We start from the raw sequence: 24,259 nt of genomic DNA on the forward strand, positions 1-24,259 counted from the left end.
TAGATGGCATATGTTGAGGCAGGGAGGTGAATGTAAGAGCTTACATTACAAAAGGCTAAATCTGTACGTATCAGGTTAACCAGAACAAAATCGAGGAGGAGATGTTATGAAAAAAGTAAAAGTAAGTTTGATAAGCATGCTTGTTAGTTCGCTTCTTGTAACAAGCTTGATTTCAGTTGGAGCATCTAATCAAGCTCATGCAAATGTAGGAAGCACGGCTCTGCCTGTCCAGAAAACAGGGAATTGGGATGATTTGAAATTTATTTGACAACGCCGGCCAGCGGGGCAGATTTTAACGGAGCCCCTGTCGGGAACGGTTACTTCGGCGCTAAAGTTTCAGGAGGTGTTGCGACTGAAATTCTTCAACTTAGCGACAAAACGTTTCATTCCGGCGAACCTTTCAATGATTATAATCCAAATCGCAAAACGGCGCTGGATGCTACAAGAAGTTTGCTTGCTCAAGCTGATTCGGCAACGACAGTAACTGATCGCGAAGATAAATTGAAATTAGCTGATACGGCAGCAACAGGGATGTGGGGACCCGGTGCTACATATTATGCTAATTTTCTACCAATTGGAAAAATCGTCCTGGATGTCCCGAATACGACGGGATATACGGACTATAATCGAGAACTTCATTTGGATAAGGCGATGGTAACAACAAAGTATAAAGTAGGAAACATAACGTATACGCGTGAAGTATTTGCCAGTAATCCAGATCGCGTTATGGTCATAAGGATGACCAATGACGGGGGCCAGCCGATGAGTATGACGGCCAAGATGACGCTGCCGGCGGAAATGAACACACACGGAACGGTATCTTCATCGGGCAATGAGATCCAGATGACAGGAACGGCTCCTTACGATTACGACGCAAGTAAGTGGGCGAATGGGAGAGGCATGACGTTCGACGCCCGTCTTCGCGCGAGAACGACGGGAGGAACGATAACAGCATCAGGGGGTAATTTGAACATTTCAGGCGCTACGGTCATCGAACTTCTGTATGCTGACGCGACAAGTTACAAGGACCCGTTCACCAATCCGAATCCAAGCCAAGGCGGCAATCATCCTGCTCCAATCGTAACTAATATTATGAATACGGCTTTTGCCAAAACCTTTACCCAACTCCTGAATGCGCATCAGACCGATTATCGGAATTTGTTTCGCAGGCTATGGACAGAAGTAAACGGTAATTCAGGCGCTTCCAGAGCCTACACGCTGACCTACCAGTACGCCCGTTACGTTTCAATTGCTGCTTCCAGGGCGAATACATTCGACCGTCCTCAAAACGGGAATGGTATGTGGCATTACCAATTTAGGCCTCAATTTAACGGGGCGCATTGGTTTAATGAGAACGTAGAAAAAACGTATGGGTTAATTGAGACGGGGAATCTTTCTGAAAATGGCGATCCACTCTGGAAGTATATCAAAAACTTAGCCATAAACGGAACGAAAGCTGCCCAAATCGAATACGGCTCTGATGGGTGGATGGTGCCGCATGCATCTGATGTTTGGGCACAAACACACCTTTCAAGCTGGAAAAATGAATGGGCAATTTGGACAACGGGCGGCATGTGGCTCATGTTTAATATGTATGATCATTATCGGTTCACGCAAGACAAGTCCTTTCTTCGTGATAAGGCTTTCCCACTTATGAAGGGTTCTGCAGAATTTGCATTGGATTATCTTGTTACCAACAAGGACGGCTATCTCGTTACATCGCCTTCTACTTCACCCGAAGCGACGTATGTCTTGTCGGATGGAATAGAGGTTGCCGTCAGTCAAGGTTCGACGATTGATATGACGTTAGTTCGTGAGTTGTTTGAGAATGTTCTAGAAGCAGGGAGTATATTGGAAGCTGATTCTCCCGCGGATGTTGATTTGCTGAATCGTGTTAGAACAGCCTTGCCGAAACTGCTTCCCCATCAAATTGGAAATAGCGGTGAGCTCAAGGAATGGAATAATGACTACGCTCCGGATAGCGCGTACATGTGGGCGCGCCTTAATGAGGGGAATAAAGCTGTTTCAGCTGCAGACGTTTACCCGACAGGTGGATTTGTGAACGAATATCAAGTGAGAGGGGCTTACTACCCAGAATTGTTTGTGCAAAGTCATACCGGAGAAATTGAACTTCTCCCTTCGCTGCCTTCCGCATGGACCAGTGGCGAAATAACGGGTGTGAAAGCGAGAGGTAGGTACGAACTCAGCATCAAATGGGCAAACGGTCAACTCGTATCCGCTCAAATCGATTCCCCGAACGGTACGGTCCCTGTGATCCGGTACGGCAATCAACTTCTGAATCCATTTACGGATTCGCGGATTACATTCGTACGCGGAAATAGTCAATCTGCGTTCAACCCAATTGAAGCAGAGAACTATGACAGCCAATCTGGCATCCAGCTTGAGAGCGCCTCCGATAAAGGCACGGGTTATGATCTCACATCCATTGACAATAATGACTACACCGTTTACAACAATGTTGATTTTGGAAACGGTGCCGCTTCATTCTCCGCTAGGGTTGCGAGCAACGGAGCCGGGGGGACTATGGAGATCCGCTTAGGGAGTGTGGCGGGTACGTTAGCAGGCACATGTATGGTTTCGTCTACTGCAGGATGGCAAGTTTGGCAAACGGTTAGTTGCGGAGTAACGGGCGCTACGGGTTTACAAAATGTATTTCTCGTTTACAAGGGAGCTAGCGGCCCACTCTTTCATCTGAACTGGTTCCAATTTAGCCAGTCTGCTATGGTAGGAGGCGTGTATAAACTCATTAATGCGGGGAGCGGAAACCTTGCATTGGACGTGATAGCCAATGCAACAGCAAATGGGGCATCAGTCCTTGTGTCAACAGATAGCGGTGCTGCAAGTGAGCAATGGAATATCAGCGATAATGGCGATGGAACGTTCAGACTGCTGGGTGTCCCAAGCGGCAAGGCGCTGAATGTTTCCGCAGCCACAACGACTGACAACTCGATGACGGTTATATGGCCCTATGCAGGTTCACCGAACGAAAGGTGGAAATTTACCGCTAATGCGGATGGCACCTATACGATTATGGGTGTCCAAAGCGGCAAACCATTAGATACGCTTTTAAGCGGCACGGAATATACGGCGGTTATTAAGACGGCTAACGGTACGGCAAGTCAGAAATGGAGACTGGTTAAATTGCAATGATCTTATTGGTTTCAGTTAGAGGTGCCCTTGGGGCACCTTTTTGTTTACTGGAGGGAAGTCGGCCTCAGTGCCTTATGGGAGGTCGGGGTACTCCTTTCCATCAATCGTTTTATCAGGCTGCCAATGACTCCGCTGATCGGATTGCTTTATAAAAGAATGTCTTTGCGCAAAGGTCTTATTCTAGCCATACTCCTAGCGGCCGCGACAACAATCGGCTATAGCCTATTCAAGGGTTTCATCATTTGGCTCGTTCTCGGTTGCTTATGGGGGATCGCTTGGTCCTTCCTGCGCATGGGCGGCTATTTAACCGTTATCCGCTACTCGGACGATTCCAATCGTGGCCATCTCATGGGACTGTATAACGGAATATCCCGTTTGGGAAGTCTGATCGGCATGCTTGTTGGCGGCCTCCTCGCTCCGCTTGTCGGGATGCAAATCGTTTCCATTGCTTTCGGGGTGTTTATGCTGTTAGGGCTTCCTTATGTCGTTGTCTACATCTCCGGCGCTAAAGCGAACGAGCCAGATGTTTCTCTTCTGTGGAAGGAACGTCTAGACAATCAGGAGTCAATCTGGAGTAAGCCTGTGATTAAAATTGTTGCAACCGGACTGGTACCGTGGCAGCTTCCGATCTATTTGTGGTGTGCGGTTATTTTACTCATTTTGGCGGCAAGTACAGCAGTTTCTACTTTAATGGACGCTTTGGCATCGGACGTCGCCCATCTTTCATCTGTCGTTGCGGTTATGACCGCTTACTCGGTTGCGACGGATATGGGCTCCGCACTGGGCCCGATGCTGGTTTACTTAGCGATCGGCTTGCCTAATGGTATAACGTATATTTATATAGGCAGTGCAATTATTTTCCTGCTGGTCGCATTATGGCACAGGCCAAACGCCAAACAGGAAATGACCGCTTTACCGAGTGAACGTGAGCTTATGAAATAGGAAAGAAACGCATTTCAAATACGGCGGTAAAAGGGTAGTTCCACCTGGAAAAGCAAAGAAGGGCTGTCTCACAAGGTTACAACCTTGCGAGCAGCCCTTTCTCTTTTTGCTATCCAACCAGCATCACCAGACCCCGCTGCAGCAAGAAATAAGAGCCTCCAGAAGCTCTTATCCGCGTCAAAAGCAGCTCAATTCAAGCAATAAGTGTCCCTGGGGGCTCTTATCTTTAGTTAGCGGACGCAATCCTCCGGAAATCCGATGGCGTTACGCCCGTTTCCTTCTTGCAAATTCGGTCGTATCCGCCTGAATCTGTCGGCAAAAAAACATCATGATCCCTAGGCTGAGGGAACTACAGTACGCTATTCCAGCCAAAAGTGGCCTGATATCGAGTTTGAGGGAACTACAGTGCGCTATTTTGCTGTTTGCTCAGATATTTAGCGTTTTTCGTAGAAATAAGACCCTCTAGTTCCGCTATGGCCATAGTATCCCTCTATTTGCCAAAATAACGTACTGGAGTTCCCTTACGCTTCGAAGAGACTCATCTTTTAGGCGGCGAAGCCAGTTTTCTTCTTTGTCCGACAACCCGATGGACAAAATTCATTTATGAAATATAAATTACTTGTGTTCGTTCATTCACCTGCGGAGCGTGTCCTGCTATACTCATTTTAATCCCGTATAAGAAGACACAGTCACTATGTAAATAAAAGGGGGCTTTCGCAGTGAGCCGAATCTTGCTTGTTGATGATGAAATCTATGCCATTGAAGGACTTAAATATAACTTGGAATGGGAATCTCTGGGGTTTACAGAGGTTTTGGAAGCGTATAATATCGACATGGCCAAAAAGATCATAGCGGAACATCCCATTGATATCATGATATGCGATATAGAAATGCCCAATGGCAATGGACTTCAACTGATGGAATGGTGAAATCGAATTATCCTTCTATGGTTGTCGTGTTTCTTACTTGTCATTCGGAATTTGATTATGCGAAAAAAGCGGTTCAATTGGGCGTATTTGATTATATCGTTAAGCCCGTAAACTTCTCGGAATTCGAAGAGATTATCGTGAAAGCATTGGAAATCCGTAAAAAAGAGCTGGGGTTCGTTGAGATCAAAGAGACGTACGAAAGGTTCTACCCGCTGTGGGAGGCCAAAAAGCCGCTGCTAATTGAACGAATATGGCAAGATTATTTGGATGAGCGGATCTCCAATGACCCCGTTAAGATGGAAGTCGAGCTGCAAGAAGTCGGACTGACCATTTCTGACAACTTTACGATCCTGCCCATTCTGATCAGTGTGGAGAAGTGGCAGCGAGAATTCAGTTCCAGAGATGAGGAAGTCCTTGAGTATGCCATTCGAAACGCGGCTGCGGAACTGGTCGTCGGGCAGGATAACGGACTTGCCTTGCAGGATCATTCCGGCATCAATGTGATCTTCATCTACTCGGACGGAAGCGGGCCGCTTCCCCTGGAAGACTGGCGTCTGAGATGCGAAACCTTTATTCGAGCCTGCAACGAACATTTTTATTGCCATGTATCCTGTTACATCGGAAATTGGGCGGTCATCCAGGACTTATACCGTGTATATCAAGATTTGATCGCTATGGAAAGCAACAATATCAGCCTATCCAATCAGGCTTTCATGTACCAACGGCAATTCGGCCGCAAAGGTGAAAAAACGATGATTGAAATGGTGAAGACCTATATCAAAGAGAACTTGACCGCGGAAATAACCCGCGAAGATATAGCGGCGTTTGTTCATTTAAACCCGGCGTATTTGTCGCGCTTTTTTAAGAAAGAAACCGGTGAGACACTCACCGATTTCATAACGTTCGAACGAATGAAGATGGCCAGGGATCTCTTAACGGGGACGGATGCTACCATCAGTCAAATTGCAGTTTCTCTGGGCTATACGCATTTTTCTCATTTTTCGAAAATGTTTAAACGCACCTATCAGATGACGCCGCATGAATTGCGTAAATGGAAGAATGAAGATACGGGGGGGCGAGGCAGATGAATGACAAGAGTAGGAATTCGCTAATCTTCAAATTTGTAAGCGTATTTATCCTAGTGTCCCTTCCTTTGTTTTTATTGTTGTTTTTCAGTAACAGCTATGCGATGAACTTGGTTCGCGATCAAGTTGCCCAAACCAATTCGAGCCTATTAAGCGGGCAAATGAGCCATATTGACAGTAAGTTATCGGAAATCAATACCTACATGTTCAGGCTGGCCTTCCAAGATCCGGCGGTCATTTCCTTGGAACGGCAGCCTCGCGGAAGCGATGAATATTTAATGACGCGAATCGCTGCGGCCAATACGATGGAGAAGGATATTAACTACTACAGCGAATTGGGTGCTTTATTCATTTATTCGGCCAAAACGCAAGATCTTGTGATGACAAGAGCGAACGGGTCGGAAATTCCGCAGAACAAAGGGACAGAGGATTTCATGTATGAATGGATGCGCAGCGAGGGACAATTCGTGGAACATGGGGATGGATGGAGGACCGTGAAGGTCGCGGGCATTCCATGTCTGATTCATGTCGTCAAGTCAGGGGCGAGTCTCTACGTAGGGAGCATCATCCCCATTCAAAGCTTGGCTGCTCCTTCCAACAAGGTTCAATTGGTCGCCGATGAGCAAATTATTTTCTTCTCTGATCAGGCAGAACCGTTAACGGCAACGACGATTTCCCCGGTATTTTTGCGCCAACTTACAGGCAAGATTCTCCAAACAGATAAATCCTTCCACACGGTGGAAATCCCGGATAAGTATTTATTGGTTACGAATCGCTCTCAGGTCTCTAATCTGATCATGACTGTTCTCCTACCAGAGAAAAATGTGTATAAACAGCTCTCTCTGCTGCAAAAATTAATCTACTTCCTGCCTTTTGTCATTGGCTGCTTGCTGATCATCAATTTAGTTTTATTAAAAAAAATCGTCGTGAACCCAATCCTTCGTGTTATTCGCGCAATGAGACGAATTCAGGATGGGGACTTGCAGTACAGGATGCCGCCTAGTCATTCCAAGGAACTGGCCTTGCTTTCGGAAACCTTTAATACCATGTCTGCTGAAATTTCATCTTTGAAAATCAACGTCTATGAAGAGCATATTAAAACGCAGCAAGCCGAAATTAAGCATCTGCAATTGCAAATCAATCCTCATTTTTTATTAAATTCTTTAAATATCGCCTATAACCTAATTGCCACTAAGAAATCCGAATTAGCTCAGAAAATGATGGTGCATCTGATGCATTATTTCCGCTCCATGATCCGAAGCCCGCAGAAAATGGTCACGATCCGGGAAGAAATGAAGCACATCGACCACTATTTGCAAATACATAAGATGCGTTTTCCGCTGCATTTTGACTTCTCGATTGAAATCGATGAGCATGTCGGCGAACTGCTTATTCCTTCTTTGATTTTCCAGCCTTTTGTCGAAAATGCCATTATCCATGGCATGGTGATGCAGGAGGAGGGCTTTCGTTTGATAATTAGCTGTTATGAAGAGCAAGCAGATCATAGCCGTGGCTTCTGGATACAGATTGCGGATAATGGCAATGGATTTTCGGAGCAAGCGTTGCGCAAGTTCGTGACAGACGGTCAGACATCTGGGGATGCAGGGAATTTGGGCATGCACAATGTGAAACAAAGACTGCAAGCCTATTATGCCAATGAGGCCCGACTTATGATTGGAAATGGGCTGGAAAAAGGGGCGGTCGTTCGTCTTTTTATACCCAAGAAGTAACTTGAGTGATAGGTTCGGTATCTTGAGCGCTATCTGATGTAAGCTGATCCCTCTACAATTAAGAAGAGAAATAGAGTGGAGGGTAGCGGAATGGCAAAGAAATATAGCAGTCTGATTCTAATGACTCTGCCAGGCGTGTTGTATTTATTTATTAACAATTACTTGCCTATGCTTGGCACATTCATTGCGTTTAAGAACATTAACTACACCAAAGGAATTTTCCATAGCGACTGGGTGGGCTTTAAAAACTTTGAATTTCTATTCAAATCACAGGATGCCTTCATCATTACCCGCAATACGCTGCTCTACAATGGAACATTTATCATCGTTAATAATTTAATTATTGCCCTGCTGGTAGCGCTATTGTTGAACGAGATCAAAAATCGCTTCGCACGCAATTTGTACCAAAGTATTATGCTGCTGCCTTTTTTGATTTCTTTTAGCATCGTTGGTTATATTGTTCTGGCTTTTTTCAGTATCGAACATGGTTTTATTAATAAAGTCATTTTTCCGTTCTTGCATATACAACCGATTGAATGGTATTTGGAGTCCAAATACTGGCCTTACATCCTTGTTATCGTGAATACGTGGAAATATGTCGGTTATTCAAGCTTGATCTATTTTGCCGCTATGATCGGCATTAATCAGGAATATTATGAGGCTGCCCGCATGGACGGCGCGAATCGCTGGCTGCAGATGACGAAGATCACGCTTCCGCTGATCCGTCCGGTGGTGATCGTTGTGGTGCTGATCCTGATTGGCCGCATCTTTTATGCCGATTTCGGCATGTTCTTCCAAGTCCCTCTCAATACAGGCATTTTGTTCTCGACTACCAATGTAATTGATACTTACGTCTACCGGGCTTTATTGGTAACAGGTGATATCGGCATGTCTTCGGCTGCGGGTTTATACCAATCAACAGTGGGATTCGTGCTCGTCATCATCGCCAATATGCTGGTCAGAAAATGGGATAAAGAGAGCGCTTTATTTTAGAGGGGGATACGTATGGAAGTGAAGATGGTTAATCAAAAACGGTTTCGAACGCAGCGGGAAGGACCACCTTGGACGAGCGGTTTATTGCATGGTTTCTTCTTAGTGATGTGTGTATTTTGTTTATTTCCGATTGTGCTGGTGCTAATCGCTTCTTTTACGGATGAAAGTATTCTGCGTGCAGGCGGTTACACCTATTTCCCGAAAATATGGAGCACAGCCGCTTACCGCTATTTATTTATCGACATTCATCAATTATTTCGAGCTTACGGCGTGACCATTGTTATTACCGTGGGGGGGACTTTAACCAGCTTATTCATTTCAAGTTTAGTCGCATACCCTATGTCTCGTCAGGATTTTCCGTATCGCAAGATACTTTCCTTTTATGTGTTTTTTACGATTTTATTAAATGGCGGTTTGGTTCCTTGGTATTTGGTCTACACCCAAATCATTGATTTGAGAGACACGATCTGGGCACTTATGATTCCTGGACTGCTTATGAATGGATTTAATGTGCTGATCATGAGAACTTTTTTCTCGAACTCCGTTCCGATTTCGGTGATTGAGTCTGCTCGTATTGACGGGGCCGGAGAATGGCGGATCTTTTTTCAACTCGTACTCCCGCTCTCGGTATCTGTGCTGGCAACGATTGGGATGTTCACCACGCTGGCTTACTGGAACGATTGGTTTAATGGATTGATTTTTATTAGCGATTCCAACTATTTCAGTATTCAATACTTAATGACCAAAGCTTTATTGAATATTCAGTTCTTATCCTCACATACGGAAAATGCGAATTCTGCCAAATTAATTTCGGAAATGCCCCAAAATTCCATTATCATGGCAATGGCGGTTATTGGCATAGGTCCTATTCTTATTTCTTATCCTTTTTTTCAAAAGTATTTGGTGAAAGGTCTCACTGTGGGCTCGGTTAAAGGCTAGTACTAGATTTAATGGAGGGGGTGATTCATCTAAGCCACGTAAGGGGAAAAGGCTAGCTGCACGACAAAACAACATTTGGGGGAGACTTGGTCACAATGAAAAAGGTTATCGTAATGACGACGGCAATTCTCACATTAAGTACTGTACTAGCAGGCTGCAGTCCTTCGGCGACGAAGGAAAATACAGCGAAAAGTACTCCAGAAAATACGAAGGGTCAGGCTTCTACTACGAAACTGAATCCGTATAAGCTAACAATCGTTTACGCAACAGGCGCGGTTCCCAAGGACCTTAAAGCTGTGCAAGACAAGATGAATGCCTATTTAACGGACAAAATTAACGCTACAGTTGAGCTCAAGCCGATTGAGTGGGGAACTTGGATCGAGAAGACCAATCTGATGATTGCTACGAATGAGCAAATGGACGTGATGATGACGGCGGGCGGACTTGGTTATTCGCAAAATGTAGCCAAAGGTGCATTTCTGCCTTTAGATGAACTCATTGCCAAATACGGGGCCGATGTAACGAAGGCTTTGCAGCCGCAGTTTCTGGATGGAACAAGGATCGGCGGGAAGATTTACGGACTTCCAACGAACAAAGAATTTGCTAGTGTAGACGGCATTTTGTTCAATAAGGCGTTAGTCGATAAATATAAATTTGATATCAGCAAAGTGAACAAGCTCGAGGATCTGGAGCCTATGCTGCAAACGATTAAAGACAATGAACCAGGCATCGTTCCTTTCTTTGGACAAGAGGGGCGTCAGATGAGCAATTTTGCCGTCAGCTCTTCGTCGTTCGATAATCTTGGCGATTATTTGGGTGGCTTGGACCGTTCCAGCAAAGAGTTGAAAGTGGTCGATATTTTTGAATCCAAAGTGTTCATGGACTATGCGAAGCTGGCACGCAAATGGTATCAGGCGAAGTATATGAATCTCGATGCGGCAACGGTCAAAGATTTTGGCGCTATGCAAGCTGGCAAGGCATTCGCCATGTATTCGGAGCTGAAACCTGGCAAAGATGCCGAAATGTCCTCAGCCTGGGGAGTTAAGGTCGTTCAGAAAGAAATGGTGAACACGCCCATAACGTTGAACACAACAGGGATTATGACGGCCATTCCCAAAACTTCGAAAGATCCTAACCGGGCTATGATGTTCCTAAACATGCTTTACGGCGATAAAACGCTGCTTAATCTGTTTGATTTCGGTGTTGAAGGAACCCATTATGTGAAAAAGGATGAGACAACGATTGATTTCCCTGCTGGGGTTGATGCGGCATCTGTTGGCTATAAAAACGAGCCTTGGATGTGGGGTAATCAAATGCTGACCTATTTATTCCCCAATGAAGATCCGAAGAAATGGGAGAAATTCAGAACATTCAATGAAACAGCCGACAAGTCGCCTGCGCTTGGATTTGCCTGGAATTCCGAATCTTTAACGCAGGAAGTGGCCGCCAGCAACAGCGTGCTCAAGCAATACCAACAGGCGATTATGTCCGGTTCCGTGGACCCTGAAGTCTATATTCCCAAAATGGTTGCTGCCCTGAAAAGCGCAGGCATAGACAAAATTATGGCAGAGAAACAAAAGCAATTGAATGAATGGAGCGCGACAGCCAAAAAGTAACTACTTGTTTAAGGGGGACCTATTTGATTAGGTTCCCCACCTATCTTATAATCCCAGACCGCGCTTGAGCGCTAATTTGAAACGGGGGAAAATCATATGTTCATGATGAAGCGATTGACGTTCTTTTTATTCCTATTGGTTGCTATGATAGGTTCTTTAGGCGGGTTGCATGCGAAAGCCGCAGGTGCAAATCTAGTCCATTCGTGGTCTCCTCCATCAGGCACCGCTGCGAATTCGACCTTCACAGTTCAGGTGAAACCATCGGATGAGGCGGCATGGATGGATCTATATGAATACAATGTAAAAGTAGGTCATCAGGATGGTACGAATTTCGATTCATCGTATGTGAATTTTGATTTTTCCGGTTCATTAGACGTAAAAGTAACCTACGATGCAGGAACGATTAGCTCCTATAATATTACGCCATCTTCCTATGGCATTCAGGCAGTCCAGACGGGGAATACACTCTCTTTCTCCGTGGTACAAGACAATCTTTCGCCACGTAAAATCGTCGTGCGTATCAATAACAGTTGGGATACAGGCGTCTTGCATATCCTAACGAATCCGCTTGAGACCAATGCTCCGTCGCAGACAGCGTCCAATGTGTATCTCATTAATCCGGGAGATGCCATCCCCCTGGAGCTGCCGGCCGGCAAAGATACGTACTATTTTAAAGCTGGCGAGCATACGCTGCCCAAAGGTTCATGGGCGGAAGTGGATCTTGGCGCTGTCTATGCGATTGACAAAATTGGTCTTGAGCAGGCGCCTTTATACACGAATGGCCCTGAGTATCCGAATAAGTTTATCGTTGAATCCAAAGTCAATGCGGGTGACGCTTACACGACGGCCTATGACGGGACAAGCAACAGTTTGCTGGGATCGATAACCAAGAGCTTTCCAGCCAAAAATGCGAGATATGTGAGGCTGCGGCTGCTCGGAAGCAATGTGACTTCGGGGTATTTGTTTAGCAGTACCGTCACAGAATTTAAGGTTATGCAAGCTGGCAGCACGACGAATCTAGCTTTGAATCATGGGATAGCCGGGGCCTTCCCCAGCTACACGCAATTATTCGACGGCAATTCGCTGACCCAATTTGGCTCAAAAAAGGGGTATGGCAACTGGCACCCGGGAGAGTCATTCTATATTTCCAAGAATAATACGACGGTCTACCTGCAGCCAGGTGCAGTTGTACATGGCTCCATTTCATCTGATGGCGTCAGCAATGTGACCATTAAAGGCCGTGGCATCCTCGATGGAAGCCTGCTGCAGCATGCGAACCCAAGCCCTGGAGAAGGAAGAACAGGCGCGATTTGGCTGAATAATGGAAGCGACAATACGATCGAAGGCATTACGATTCAAGACGCCTGCATGTGGACGGTCGTGATGAATTTCTCAACAAGGCCTACAGTTAGAAACGTCAATATTATCACTTACGTGGCGAATGCAGATGGCATCCACTTTTCTGGCAGTACGAACGGGCTGGTTACGGGTTCATTCGTAAGAACGCCAGACGATAATATTGTCATGTACCACTATGGTCCAACCTCATTGAACACCGTTCAGAATAGTGTGCTGTGGGGAGATGATGCGCATACCCTGCTCATTGGTTTGGGAACGGAGCCTAATGCCAATATCACCGATTTAACTTTTCAAAATTTGGATGTCCTTGCCCAACAGGGGGTTGTGGATCTTGCGAAATTTAACGGTGTCATGAAGTTATGGCCCAATGGCGGCAATGAAATTAAAAATGTCTTATTCAAAGACATCCGGATAGAGGCCTTCCGAGACCCTGCCAAATCCGTCGTGTTTCAATTCCGAACCGATGAACGGTTTGCTGGAGAAGGCAATGGCCGAATTTCAAACGTCACGCTCGATAACATCACCTATAAGGGGTAATACCAGCGTAGCTGACACCACCCGCAAACACATGGATAAAAATGTAAGAACCCTCCGAGTTTGGAGAGTTCGTATTATTAGTGATAAATGTACCATTGCAGCCTGTTTGTTCAACTAACGTTTCCGTTAGCGTAATGAAGTCGGGACGAACGACGAACGCCTGCCGTCATTGTTTTAAAGGAGATGATGAAGAGGATTCCGTGTTGGTATCGTTTGAAATAAGTTCATTATTTCATTGACTGCTCTATTCTCCCGTTTTTAGCTCGGATTCTTTAATTTCCCTAACCCTTTGCACGATCTTATCCTTGAGAATCTCGAGTTTGTACCTGTGTTACCACCCTATGGAGTTTCATTCACTTTTTTGTATTTTCTCTATAATTTGACTAACACAATGTTCAATATCCTTATTTGAGCAATCAAGAGTTTTATCACTATACTTAATGTATAGAGGAACTCTTTCCTCGTAAACGTCCTTAAGACTATTTCCTTTCTTTATTACAATGCCTCTGGTTGTTATGTTTACTAGTCTTCTTTTAATTTCTTCATATGGGACATGTAAATAAATAATCTGTCCACTCTGTTTAAGCACATTCATAGCTTTTTCTGAATATATAACACTTCCACCTGTAGATATAATGCAATTTTTTAGTTGCAATTCAGACACAATTTTTTCTTCAACTTCCATAAATTTTTCGATACCATCATTATCAATTATATCTTGTAATAACCTACCTTCATATTGTTGTATAACAATATCTGTATCCACGTAATCCATTCCTAAAGCTTTTGAAAGCAACACACCTAAAGTGCTTTTACCAGCTCCGGACATACCTATAAGAACTATATTCATATCATCCTCACTTTTGTTATGGTTTCGTTAAACTATTCGGCATTATCCATAAATATCCTTCATGGCGTTATACTGCCCTTTAGTTGAGAAGTGACCGATGATGGCCTTAAAAGTACCGACGATATAATGCTCTCCTACGCTCACCGCGCAGCTGAGCATAAATCTGTGTAGTAGATGCTTTTTCATGCCCAAGCATACCCTGAATAAATTCTAGCGGTGCACCGTTATCTAGTAATTGACATGCATATGTGTGACGGAATCGATGAGGATATACATTAGCATTAATTCCCCTCGTTTTGCCAGCTTTTTTAATGCCCAACGTATTGTTGGAATCGACAATCGTCGGGTCGGATTCGTTTCAGTAACAAACAATGCTTTACAAGTATCCCCACGGCTCTCTAAATATCTCTTTAACCAAACCTTGCATTCGGTAGTGAAATATACCTCTCTTTATTTAGAACCCTTACCATTCACAATTGCTGAATAGTTCTCCCAATTAACATCTTCAATATTTATTTTCTGAACCTCTCCAACACGGCAGCCTGTACAGTACAGAAACTCCAACAGAGCATGCTCCCGATGAGAATGACAGGTAATTTTAAGATGAATAACATCCTCCTCAACTAGGAATTTCGGAATACGTTTGTCCATCTTAGGTTCTCTCAACTTGTGAGAAGGATTCCTTGTCATATGGCCTTCTTCAAATGCAAAGCGAAATAGGGAGCGTACAAATCGAATTCGATGACCTAAGCTACTTGGTTTTAATCGCTCTGATGCTCTTGCAAAATAATCTTTTAGCATATTTAAGGATATTTCTTCAATCTCCAGATTACCCAGTTCACGAATCAACATGTTGAGTTGTAGAAAGTATGCTTTCATGGTATGCGAGCTGAACCCCAGGATACGTTTGTCAGCTTCATACAGCATCCATAACTCCTTCAATGTCATAATAAAAACCCTCCCAAATATATGTTATCTCTAGCTTTGCTAGAATTGGGAGGATTTAATCTTAACGCTTAAGCTGTGTGTTGTACTAGCGTTCACCGTTAGGGGAATGAATTAAGGTTCTTGATTCATGATGTTCTCTTGAATAAACGGTAATACAAATAAACGCTAATGAAATAAATTGGCAATAAAACTAACCCTGTAAAAGCAGAAAACAAACAAATGCAAATAAGACCGACAAAGAAAAAAGTTAAAAGTTTCCATTTTATATCTTTCTTACACGTATGATATTTCACTATCATGCGTCATGGAAAGATGACTTCACCGGATAAACCTCCGAAATCATCCTAATATATCCTATTGGTTATCAGTTTTTATTTAATAATTCCAGTTGTGATTATAATTTTACCGGCAGAAGCGTTTTCGGCGTAGAAATAATATTCTCCTGTTGAATCTGCTGTAACAGTGTAAGAAAACTCCTTTGCCTTTTTAAGAACTTCACTGATAATCTCACCGTTTTTAATATAACCGATCTCCATATTTTCTCCTTTTGGATCTGACGACTGCATGTTGGTTTTCAGATCAAGCTCGTAATGGATGGTCAACTGCTCGCCTTTGTTCAAATGCCATCCGAAATCATCTGTCTTTGTGAAAATCACGAGATCACCGTTTTCCGTCAAAAGCTCCGGTATTTCATAACTGCCGTCGTTTTCTTTTACGGCAATATTAGTTACCGTACGGGGAGAGACCTTTTTGATCTGGTTTTTATTAATAATATTGTTACTCAGAGCCCGCTCTTTAAATGGTGCGGGTTGATATCCAGCTTTTTGCGCATAGGCCTGAATTGCTTCTTTAGCGAGATGCCTATTTTCGTTGTTTAATAGAACTGCACCATTCCGCTTTAAATTAAAGGATTCTTCCTTGTTATTCCAATTAATTTTTACTTTGATTGGCAAATTTTCGTTCGAAACTACACAACTTGAACAACTAGTTGGTATTTCAATAATTGTACCTTTGTGGTTGCCATCTTTAAGTACCTGTTTGTCATCATTAATGGTTACTTCTAAGTTTTGAGGTGTTGAACCTGTTGCATCTTTATAACTAATAAAATACTTCCCATTTTCATTATCGCCGCTAATGTTTGCCGTGTATTCGACTCTCCAACTCTGACTCTCTCCAACAAGAAAAAAATCAACTAATAAATGGAAATTACCATGAATTACTCCCAGGTGTTTTATCAAAAGGCTATAGAAATATTGAGTCCGTTTATATTGAAGATAACCTATTTGCCTTATTAAGACCAGCGATTAAGACGAAAGCCGATTCGGGAATTCATCGGTCTACTTAATTCCTGCCACTCCTGTATTGTTGTAATTCCCCAACCACAACAAACCATCTTCAAAGCTGCCCGATCTGCCTGTCGGTGCAGCACGTGATTCGCAAAGGTACCAATGGGACGCGAACCGTACGCCATCTGTCAGTCTTCAAGAGGAAATCCTATCTGCACGTACCGGCTTATATCTGTAGCAGTATTCCCCTCCGGGGAAGTACATAGGACTACCATCCTCTGCACTCCTTCTTTCACCCCCCGCCCTAGAACAGAGGCGTTATTGGATGTTTTCCCTACTTCACGTTCAAGGCTTGATATTTAAGCCATTTATCAACTTCCTCTTTCATAAAGAGTTTGGTCTCGCCAATTGTTGCATAGGGTAAAAATGTATAGATATCCCACGATCCTTTATTTACGAGTTCTTTTCTCTTTGATTGGTCATCCGAAATAATTTTTTGGAGTACATGGTCTGAAATATGTAAATATTCAGTCAACTCATTCTCTGTAAAGATAGGATTCACTTCCGTACCTCGATCATTTTCAGATTCATGTGAGATCAACCAACCCGCTGAAAATATACTCATACCCAATATGCAAGAAGCGATGATTAAAGATTTGTTCACAATTTTCAATCTCCTTCCATAAGTTACTCTATTTATATAATATCATGAAAAATTTCCTATATAAAAGAAGGAATTCGCATTTAATTCTAGAATATGGTATTTGTTAGAAAAATATCCCAAGGAAGTAGATGGTAAAAATGAAAACGAAATATTTGGTAACATTGTCGGCCCTTGCTTTGACTCTTGTTCTATCTCCAGTTTCTTCTTTTGCACAGAAAGCACCGGCCACACCGGCCGCACCGGCCGCCCAAAACTATACAGTTGTCCATGAGGCGAAAGGTAATCCGAATGCTATGGTTACTTTTGTTGATCCCAAGTTGACAGGATCGGCGAGACCGGCAGGACCAGAAGAAGTGAGTCCTTTAGGCATAATTAGTGAGGTTTACGACCACTCATATTATGTCGTTGATTCCAACAACATTACCTCCTACAACTGCGGTCCAATCGATTCTCAAAAGTTTTTGATAAGCGTCGCAACTGGACAAACCAAAACTTTGAGCAGTTCGACTACCGTCTCTGGTACAGTAACCTATTCGTCTAGTGCTTCCGTCGAGATTAGAAACCTTATTAACTTGAGTTTGACTAGCAGTATATCCGGTACAATATCTTATACATGGGGTACATCCGATCAATATACAGGACCTAATTCTCCTTATTTACATCGTGACTATTATGGCGCAAATCAGTATGATGAATATGGCAACAAGGTACATAGATACGATGTTTATAGAATCTATAACGGTTCTATCTTTATGTATAATGAAACGCGTGATGCAGGTGTTACAACCTACTACGCCAAAAAACCGAAACAAATTACGTACAGCATGGATTTCTAATTTTTTGGGACAAGATAGCCTACTTGCGCTGCCAGCATCTTAGCGCGGCGTATTAATTCATAATATATCCAGATGCCATTTGGAAGCAGCCGCACGGTATTCCCATCCGTGAGCTGCTGCTTAGCACTATGACTCTTACCTGCAGCCAAGTTTAGGATTAGTTCGTATGTGTGCAGCTTATTAAATTACTTATACTGAGCCGTTTTTTTATCATAAAGGGAGCACATTTATGTCGTAACGTTTGCGACACAAATATGCTCCCTTTCTATGAATACGACACAAATAGCCTCTTTGTGAACAAAAAGTATCCATGTAGTCAGTAATATCAAATTTTGATACCCAATTCTTAATATCCATTTGAAAGGAATAAAAAATCGGGAGTATAATTACAAAGGCCGCCGGTTTCAATTCCATTACTTTTTACTGCAGTTTACCGGGTATCGTGTTCGAGAAAGTTAAAGAAAAAAACTAAACCAGAATTTTGGGGGATTGTGAAGGAATTTGGAATATATTGAGGAATATAGAATTATTAACTTAACTATGGAGGGGACCTCATGTTTCCTGAATTTCTTACGGAATTCGCTTTTTTTTATAAGTTTGATCAACAACTTCAAAACTTAGCCGAATTCGCAGAGAAAGAGGATTGGGATTACAAATTTGTCGAACCTGAATTTGAACTCCCAGTACTATACAACTATATCCGATATACATACAAGAAGTTGGCTGATGAAGAAAAGATCGCTGTCTCAACTGACGGACAATTCGCTTGCTTCGATACTGGTCTGATGACCAAAAATTAAGAACCGATATATGCCTTCTTTGCGAAGAACAGAAATCCAGGGCGCGAACCTTGGCACTTTGCACAGTGGGCACGTAAGGGAGACTTTTGTCTGAATAAATTTTCAGTTCTTCCCGAGATGGATCATTATTTCCAGGATCCAAACGATCTTGTTTTTGATACAAGGTTGGAAATTAGGGGAAATGTGGAACACATTATCGAGGAGAACAAGGAGAGGTTTCCAGAGCCCTTTCGAAGCATGGACCTTTACATGGTGCAAACGATCTTCAAGGGTGCCTTGGATAACGCCAAAATGAGAGTAAGAAGGAGCTATAAGATCGCAATTCCTCAATACTACAGAGGCAGGATGCAACTGCTTTTGCCGATTTGCCTTTCCAACCCGAATAAAGCCGACATCGCCTTGACAATTGAAAAGATGGAGGGATTCTACCGAGCCTCTACTATTTTGACCCTAGACATGGCTTACAATAATGCGCGACAGATTGCGCGTCCAGACAAGGATTGGTTACAACCATAAATAATACCAAGCTCCAGTTTAAATCCGTCAAGGTTTATGCTAAGGGCTTTTTCTTTTTGTGTGGGTAAGCCAAATTTTGGCTAAATTTTTTAATTTCATCGTGAGGGAAGATGTTCGCCAGTGCTAGAAGTCGCAACGGGGTAGGGGCAGTACCAGCGTAGCTGACACCACCAGCAAACGTCTGTAAATAACCGGTAAATTTGCTCCGAAAGTTCCTAAAATGATGAGTAACGGAACAATTCCTTGCTTCCGCAGCTGTTTTTGAATGGACTGAGTGGACTTTTGGTGCCCTGGTTGTTACGGATGAAGCCCGGCTTTGCGATCGGCATACCGGCAACGGCTGCTAGCATTTTTCATATACAACTAGACGGACAATGGAATCAGCCGACTCATGGTCGCTTGGCCGTCCCGACTGGACGAACTGGGGGATCAGATAGTAATTGACAAGAGAAAATGCCATGAATATAATGGGTTTAAAACCATTATTATTTAAGCGAGGGAGATTAGCATGACCATTGAAGGCGGGAAATTTCTCAAAAAACGAAGAATCGAACGGGGCTACAAGACGCAGGAAGATTTGACATTTAAATGCTGGATCCCCCAGGGCCAAATCTCCAGTTACGAACGCGGTGATAAAACACCCAGCTTGGAAACCTTGCAAATCCTGGGCAAAGCATTGGACACCTCTTACGTGGAAATGTTTGAAGGAATAAATGTTACCTTGCCCCTCGACCTAGGCCTGCAATTGAATATCCAAGACCAAATTGACACACAGTTACTCAACCAACTGAAGGATATTATTTCAAAAATCCTTATCCAGCGGGATGGGACATTACAAGCAAGGTTTCTGGAGCTTCTACAACAAGAACTCGGTGCGCCCCACGCGACTGCATTAAAAGAAAAATTTAAAGACCTCATGAAACAAACAGACAGCATGACAGACCGCCCTCCTACCTGGGATGAGGCTATGCAAAAAATCTGCCGTACGGAAAGTCTTCGCCGGTTCTACAGCATTGTTAGAAGATATCCTTCTGGTGATTACCGACGGGATTTAATAGACAAGTTGAAGCAGATTCAAGCTGCAACGGACATGCCCCTTCAAAACAATGAACTGACAAATCAGGCAATCGAATACAGCGTGGACAACGAAAAGCTAACGGAGAAAGAAAGGCTCATGGCAGTAGACTTGATTCGCTCCATGAGAAACCATCAATTGTAGTTAAGAATAAAGTTGTTTATTTTATAGGCCCTGTACCAGCGTAGCTGACACAAGGGGCAACGTAAATTTTAATATCTGGGAAACACCCTGATAAATGCTGTAACCACAAGGGTTTTGCCGTAGTTCCGAATTTAGTTGTGTAATTGGAACTTGGCGATTCAACGCGCCAAAAGTCCCCACTCAATCCATTCAAAAACAGCTGCGGAATCAAGGAATTGTTCCGTTACTCATCATTTTAGGAACTTTCGGAGCGAATTTACCGGTTATTTACAGACGTTTGCGGGTGGTGTCAGCTACGCTGGTACTGCCCCTATAAGGGAAGCGGAGAATTGACATCGTTATTGTCCGGCGCGAGCAGCAGCAATGATGTTAAAGATATTTATATCAACAACTATACAAGAAATGGCATCCTTGTTACGGATCAAGCATCCGGTAATATCACAAGTGTGGGGAGTGTATCGAATGTTAACTATTCGTATACAGCCAATTTCAATAGCGATGTGGCAGGAAGCGCCCCTGCCGGTTGGACGAGCAGCCCAGGAATAACGGTTCAGCCTGATCCGAGCGCGAGCGACCAAAGCGTCCGTGTGAGCAAGACGACAAGCGCCGCCATAAGCAGTTCCAAATCCTTACCTCCAACATCCGGTATCGTGACTGTGCAAGCCAAAATGAAAATTGTCGACAAAACCAACTGGAAATCGTTAGCTGTCATGAACGCTTCCGGTACGGAGCTGATGCAGGTTGGTTTTGATTCGGCAGGCAATATGTACAGCAATAATGGTTCGGTCTGGACTGCTTTTATGCCGTACAGTACAAATCAATGGTATGACGTCAAAGTAGAATTAAACACGGCAACAGATCAATACAATCTCTTTATTGATGGTGTTCTTAAAGCATCCAACCAGTCATTCGAAGTATCGACTGCCAATATTGGCGCTGTCATGTTTACTTCGGGTGAAGCTGCCGCAGGAACGTATTATTTTGACCAAGTGAAGGTATCTTTCCTGCATACGATTGTGGATAGCGATTTCAACTCGGATACGATCGGAAACGCGCCAAGCGGGTGGACCAGCACTTCGGGAGCCACTGTCCAGGCGGTACCCAGTATGGCGGATAAAAGCGTGAAAATGCTCAAGACGACAAGCAGCATCGTCAATTCGTATAAGTCGATAAGCGCTATGTCTGGCATCGTGACGGTACAAGCCAAAATGAACATAGCCAACAAAACCAACTGGAAAGCGCTGGCGATATACAACTCCGCAGGCACTGAACTTACCCAAGTTGGCTTCGATAGCGGCGGAAATGTATACAGCAACAACGGGAATGTCTGGACAGCGTTAATGCCTTACAACATCAATCAATGGTACGATGTGAAGCTCATTATCAATACGAGTACGGACACTTTTGACTTGTACGTCGATAATGTGCTGATCAATGCGAATAAATCACTGGAGTCCGCAACCAATGAGATAGGCAGAGTAGGTTTTGTGTCGTCCGAATCACCCGTAGGCGGAATCTTCTATTTTGACAATGTAACCATTGCTAATTAGCCCTAAGCTGTAATCATATTCAGGTTTCACAGGAGGAATAATGTCCAATATTGTTCATACATGGTCCCCACCGGCAGGAATTGCGATGAATCCTACCTTCACAGTTCAGATTAAGCCAGCGAATGAGACGGAGTGGACCGATTTATTCGTCTACAAGGTTAGTTTAGGTCATCAAGATGGAACGAAGTTTGATTCTTCCATGGTTATTTTCGACTTCTCCGGCACGATAGATGTTAAAGTCGCCTATCAGGGGGGAACGGTTAATTGTTACGATATCAGGCCCAATTCTTATGGTATTGATGCTGCGCTAGTGGGGAATACTCTTACCTTTTCTACCACACAAAACGATGATTCACCACGTAAAATTGTCATTCGTATCAACGACAGCTGGAATACGGAAAACCTGCATATACTAACGAATCCTTTGGAAACGGAAGTGCCTTCGGAAAGTGCTCCTAATGTTCACCTCATTCATCCAGGGGATGCGATTCCTTTGCAATTGCCTGAGGGGAAAGATACGTATTATTTTAAACCTGGACAACATACCTTGCCGCAAGGTTCTTGGCTGGAGGTTGATCTTGGTGCAGAGTATGTGATTGATCGAATTGATCTCAGGCAGACGATCTTACAAATGCAAGGATTAGGCGTGGAATCTCTCTCGTACCCGAATAAGTTTGTGGTGGAAACGAAAGTCCAGGCGGATAGTCCTTATACCGCTGCCTATGATGGTACCGATAATACGGATACGGGATATTTGACGAGAGCCTTTGCTCCCAAGAAAGCCAGATATGTGCGGCTCATGCTGCTCGGGAGCAATGTTGCTTCCGGTTGGGTGTTCAGCAATTCAATCGGCGAGTTCAAAGTTTATGAAGCGGGCGGTACTGTGAATCTGGCGCTGAATCGCGCAATCGCGGGAGCAATGCCCAGCTATATCCATGCCGTTGACGGAAATGAGCATACCGGTTATGAGACAAGTTCCAATTATGGGAACTGGCATTCGGGCGAGTCATTCTTTATTTCCCAAAATGATACGACGGTCTACCTGGCAGCTGGTGCCGTTTGTTACGGGTCCATTTCGTCTGACGAAGTGGATCGTGTGACCATAAGGGGCCGCGGGATTCTCGATGGTAGTCAATTGCAGCATACCAATCCGAATCCGGGCGAAGGCAGGACGGGGGCCATTTGGCTAAGCAGCGGATGTGATAATCTCGTGGAGGGAATTACGCTTATAGATCCAACCATGTGGGCAGTGGTGATGAACTTTTCCACAAGACCGGTTGTCAGAAACATCCATATTATTGCTTATGAAGTGAATGCGGATGGCATCCATTTCAGTGGATCGAGCCATGGTCTAATTACGGGTGTATTTATTCGAACGCCTGATGATGATATCGTGATGTATCATTATGGCAGGACGTCCTTGAATACGGTGCAAAATAGCGTGCTGTGGGGAGATGACGCGCATACGATTCTCATAGGTCTCGGGAGTGTAGCCGATGCCCACATTTCAGATTTGACATTTCAAAATATCGATGTCCTGAATCAACAAGGGGTATACATCCTCGATAAGTTCACAGGCGTGCTGAAGTTATGGGCAAATGGGGGGAATCATATTCGAAATATCGTATTTAAGGATATAAGAATAGACGCGTTTAGAGATCCCTATAAAGCTGCCGTGTTTCAATTCCGAACGGATGAACGGTTTCCTGGAGATAGGGATGGGGGAATCATCCAAAACATTACGCTGGATAACGTCACCTATGAGGGTAGCGGGGAGCAGAAGGCTTTGTTAAAGGGTGTAAATCAGGCTTCTTGTGTGAAGGATGTTTATTTTACAAATTATAAAAGGCAAGACATGCTGGTTGTGGATGTCATCTCCGGGCACATTGACGTGCAGGATCATGTTTCGAATGTTAGCTTCGGGAAGGATGAATCGGGGAAACCGATTTATGCCGTTCAATGCGGTAAACAAGGCAGCTGAAAGTGCTAATTGTTCGACTAGCTGCTGAAGGGAAATTCAGCGCTTTTCGTGGAAATATGACCCTGTAGTTCCTCTACGACCCTCGCAACCCTGCTTTTTGCCCGGTGAGGCCATTTTTCTCAACATACGCGAATTTATATGTGTTTGGGTTTGGGGTGAGCGAAGCTTACCCCTTATATATTGGCGTCCACCACAGACTCTTTGCTTTGGAGGTCCTCGGCTCCAAAGGGCATCTAAAGAACTGCATGATGCTTATAGACGAGAAAATGGCTACTTTGGAGATCTAATGAACTGAGTTGGCGTTATCA

The 24,259-nt window shown here is 43.9% G+C and carries 19 protein-coding genes and 1 pseudogene; 15 read left to right on the forward strand and 5 right to left on the reverse strand.

Annotated elements, in window-relative coordinates; genetic code table 11:
* Positions 1–106 precede the first annotated feature (106 nt).
* The 10 genes from IEY34_RS28305 (at position 107) to IEY34_RS28350 (ending at position 13,301) form a co-directional block, all read left to right on the forward strand.
* Positions 107–268: a hypothetical protein gene (locus IEY34_RS28305; protein ID WP_189018440.1), complete on the forward strand. Its 162-nt coding sequence runs from the start codon at positions 107–109 to the stop codon at positions 266–268.
* On the forward strand, positions 265–3,171 hold the full coding sequence (locus tag IEY34_RS28310; protein ID WP_189018441.1) for a glycosyl hydrolase family 95 catalytic domain-containing protein: 2,907 nt from the start codon (positions 265–267) through the stop codon (positions 3,169–3,171). Before IEY34_RS28305 ends, IEY34_RS28310 begins: the two co-directional genes overlap by 4 nt.
* Positions 3,172–3,198: 27 nt before the next feature.
* The gene (locus IEY34_RS28315) at positions 3,199–4,113 is read left to right on the forward strand and encodes an MFS transporter (RefSeq protein ID WP_189018443.1); all 915 of its coding nucleotides are present in this window, start codon (positions 3,199–3,201) and stop codon (positions 4,111–4,113) included.
* A gap of 719 nt (positions 4,114–4,832) precedes the next feature.
* Positions 4,833–5,042, forward strand: a complete 210-nt coding sequence (locus tag IEY34_RS28320) for a response regulator (protein WP_189018445.1) — start codon at positions 4,833–4,835, stop codon at positions 5,040–5,042.
* Positions 5,036–6,130 carry a helix-turn-helix domain-containing protein gene (locus IEY34_RS28325; RefSeq protein ID WP_189018447.1) on the forward strand — a complete coding sequence of 365 codons (1,095 nt, stop codon included), beginning with the start codon at positions 5,036–5,038 and terminating at the stop codon, positions 6,128–6,130. The genes IEY34_RS28320 and IEY34_RS28325 overlap by 7 nt, the downstream gene beginning before the upstream one ends.
* On the forward strand, positions 6,127–7,857 hold the full coding sequence (locus IEY34_RS28330) for a sensor histidine kinase (protein ID WP_189018449.1): 1,731 nt from the start codon (positions 6,127–6,129) through the stop codon (positions 7,855–7,857). Before IEY34_RS28325 ends, IEY34_RS28330 begins: the two co-directional genes overlap by 4 nt.
* Before the next feature lie 90 nt (positions 7,858–7,947).
* A complete protein-coding gene (locus IEY34_RS28335) occupies positions 7,948–8,850 on the forward strand; it encodes an ABC transporter permease (RefSeq protein WP_173226008.1) in 903 nt (300 codons plus the stop codon).
* A gap of 12 nt (positions 8,851–8,862) precedes the next feature.
* Positions 8,863–9,789, forward strand: coding sequence for a carbohydrate ABC transporter permease (locus IEY34_RS28340; protein WP_229757891.1), 927 nt, complete (start codon positions 8,863–8,865; stop codon positions 9,787–9,789).
* A 95-nt stretch (positions 9,790–9,884) separates the two neighbouring features.
* Positions 9,885–11,405, forward strand: coding sequence for an ABC transporter substrate-binding protein (locus tag IEY34_RS28345; RefSeq protein WP_189018451.1), 1,521 nt, complete (start codon positions 9,885–9,887; stop codon positions 11,403–11,405).
* A gap of 96 nt (positions 11,406–11,501) precedes the next feature.
* A complete protein-coding gene (locus IEY34_RS28350) occupies positions 11,502–13,301 on the forward strand; it encodes a discoidin domain-containing protein (protein WP_189018453.1) in 1,800 nt (599 codons plus the stop codon).
* Between the two features lie 349 nt (positions 13,302–13,650).
* Here the strand turns inward: IEY34_RS28350 and IEY34_RS28355 are convergent, their stop codons facing one another.
* From IEY34_RS28355 to IEY34_RS28370, 5 genes are all read right to left on the reverse strand, one after another.
* Entirely contained in the window at positions 13,651–14,151 is a 501-nt protein-coding gene (locus tag IEY34_RS28355) for a shikimate kinase (RefSeq protein ID WP_189018455.1), read from the reverse strand.
* A gap of 106 nt (positions 14,152–14,257) precedes the next feature.
* The gene (locus IEY34_RS37600; RefSeq protein WP_308423059.1) at positions 14,258–14,470 is read right to left on the reverse strand and encodes a tyrosine-type recombinase/integrase; all 213 of its coding nucleotides are present in this window, start codon (positions 14,468–14,470) and stop codon (positions 14,258–14,260) included.
* A 131-nt stretch (positions 14,471–14,601) separates the two neighbouring features.
* On the reverse strand, positions 14,602–15,099 hold the full coding sequence (locus IEY34_RS37605; protein ID WP_308423060.1) for a tyrosine-type recombinase/integrase: 498 nt from the start codon (positions 15,097–15,099) through the stop codon (positions 14,602–14,604).
* Positions 15,100–15,470: 371 nt separating this feature from the next.
* The gene (locus tag IEY34_RS28365) at positions 15,471–16,337 is read right to left on the reverse strand and encodes a hypothetical protein (protein ID WP_189018457.1); all 867 of its coding nucleotides are present in this window, start codon (positions 16,335–16,337) and stop codon (positions 15,471–15,473) included.
* Between the two features lie 382 nt (positions 16,338–16,719).
* Positions 16,720–17,049: a hypothetical protein gene (locus tag IEY34_RS28370; protein ID WP_189018459.1), complete on the reverse strand. Its 330-nt coding sequence runs from the start codon at positions 17,047–17,049 to the stop codon at positions 16,720–16,722.
* Between the two features lie 152 nt (positions 17,050–17,201).
* Here IEY34_RS28370 and IEY34_RS28375 point away from each other — a divergent pair, with 152 nt between their 5' ends.
* The 5 genes and pseudogenes from IEY34_RS28375 to IEY34_RS28400 all read left to right on the forward strand — a co-directional run bounded on the left by IEY34_RS28375 (position 17,202) and on the right by IEY34_RS28400 (position 23,951).
* Positions 17,202–17,885 (forward strand): hypothetical protein, encoded by a 684-nt coding sequence (locus IEY34_RS28375; RefSeq protein WP_189018461.1) that lies wholly within the window; start codon positions 17,202–17,204, stop codon positions 17,883–17,885.
* Between the two features lie 554 nt (positions 17,886–18,439).
* A pseudogene (locus IEY34_RS28385) lies at positions 18,440–19,201 on the forward strand (DUF3825 domain-containing protein).
* Between the two features lie 508 nt (positions 19,202–19,709).
* Positions 19,710–20,420, forward strand: a complete 711-nt coding sequence (locus IEY34_RS28390) for a helix-turn-helix domain-containing protein (protein WP_189018465.1) — start codon at positions 19,710–19,712, stop codon at positions 20,418–20,420.
* 329 nt (positions 20,421–20,749) lie between these two features.
* Positions 20,750–21,970: a hypothetical protein gene (locus IEY34_RS28395; protein ID WP_189018467.1), complete on the forward strand. Its 1,221-nt coding sequence runs from the start codon at positions 20,750–20,752 to the stop codon at positions 21,968–21,970.
* Positions 21,971–22,010: 40 nt separating this feature from the next.
* Positions 22,011–23,951 (forward strand): glycosyl hydrolase family 28 protein, encoded by a 1,941-nt coding sequence (locus IEY34_RS28400; RefSeq protein WP_189018469.1) that lies wholly within the window; start codon positions 22,011–22,013, stop codon positions 23,949–23,951.
* Positions 23,952–24,259: the final 308 nt, after the last annotated feature.

Origin of the sequence: Paenibacillus marchantiophytorum, from assembly GCF_014640555.1 — a bacterium.
Lineage (GTDB): Bacteria > Bacillota > Bacilli > Paenibacillales > NBRC-103111 > Paenibacillus_E > Paenibacillus_E marchantiophytorum.